The 1,464-nt window shown below is 69.9% G+C and carries 1 protein-coding gene and 1 pseudogene; both read right to left on the reverse strand.

Features of this window, described 5'->3' with window-relative positions:
• On the reverse strand, positions 1-1,220 hold a 1,220-nt coding region (locus ACI6QG_RS19525), incomplete at its 3' end, for a phage terminase large subunit family protein (protein WP_407026252.1).
• Between the two features lie 46 nt (positions 1,221-1,266).
• Positions 1,267-1,464: pseudogene (locus ACI6QG_RS19530) on the reverse strand (hypothetical protein); the annotation flags it as partial.

Raw genomic sequence — 1,464 nt, forward strand, 5'->3', positions numbered from 1 at the left:
AGCTTGGCCAGTCCGTCCCAGGGCTCCCGGTCGCGCGGGCTGCCGGGGATCACCACGTGATCGACGAGCCAGGACGAGAACCCCTCCGCCCAGCCCCACACGTCGCATTCGAGGCGATCGTCCTGGACGTCCACGCCCGCGGTCAGCACCAGCGCGCCGGCGGGCACCACGCCCATCCGGAAATCCTCACGGCGCTCGACCAGCCGCTCCCAATCCGGCGCCTCGCCCTGCTCCTGCCAAGTCTCGCCGAGGACGGTGTTCTTGAAGGTCTTGATGTCCTCTGGCTTGCCCTGCGCCGCCTCCCAATCGCGCGCGATCTGCGCCCAGGACAGCCAGCCCACGGGCGAGTACAGCGCCGAGATGTGAAAGCCGACCGTGTGCGGGTCCTGGCTCTCGGCCGTCGCCCGCCATTCGCCGCTACCGAGCATGGCGGTCTTGTCATGCTCGGCCATCGGATGGTCGCAGGCCGTGCAGTGGTACCGCGCTGTCTCCGGCGCGCCCTTCTCCCAAATCAGCCGCTCGAACCGCAGCCACTGCATCTCCCCGCATGCCGGGCACGGCACAAAGAACCGCCGCTGGTCGGAGGCCAGATACTCGCGCTCAATCCGGCTGCGGCCGGCGATGGTGGGCGTGCTGACCAGGAAGGTCTTGCGCCGCCAGCCGAAGGTGCGGGCGCGAGCTTCAGCCAGGGCGATGGGGTCACCCTCGCCGGCGACGTCGCCGGGATAGGCATCCACCTCGTCGAGGAACAGGAAGCGCGCTGTCATCGAGCGCAGCCCGACCGCGCTGTTGGCGCCCGTCAGCACCAGGATGCCGCCGGGGAATTCCTTCGACAGCATCGTGTTGCCGCTGTCCCGCGCGCGGGCCGGGGCGACACGCTCCTTGAGGGCCGGTGTCTCCTCCAGCAGCGGGTCGATGCGCTGGCGGGAGAAGCGCTTGGCCAGTTCCACGGTCGGCTGCACGGCAAGCGCGGGCGCCGGCACATGGTGCATGATGTAGCCGAGCCAGTTGTTTCCGCTTTCGGTCGCGCCGACCTGGGCCCCTTTCATGAACACGACCCGGCGGGCGGGATGCACCGCCGAGAGCGCGTCCATCACGTCCTTGAGGTAGGGCGTGCGGCTGGTGCGCCACGGGCCGGGTTCCGCGGAGGCGCGGCTGCCGAGCATCCGGTGGCGCTCGGCCCATTCCGAGACGGTGAGCTGCGGCGGCGGGCGGAGCATGGCGCCGACGCGACGACGGACGTGGCTGCGCGTGCGCGGCCCGATTTCAGCCGGCGGCGCTGCCGTCGAGACCTGCGGGATCGAAGCGATCGGCGGCCTCCGTCAGAAGGTCGTTGATATGGCTCTGCAAAATGGTCTGCAGCAAATGCGGGTCCACGCTGATCTCGGCAGCGATCAGCCCTGACACGCGCGCCGGCCAGTTCAACAGGGCGTCGCGCATGGTGCTGCCGATCTCGTCGAGCGC

The organism is Sabulicella flocculans, from assembly GCF_045449635.1.
Classification (GTDB): domain Bacteria; phylum Pseudomonadota; class Alphaproteobacteria; order Acetobacterales; family Acetobacteraceae; genus Roseococcus.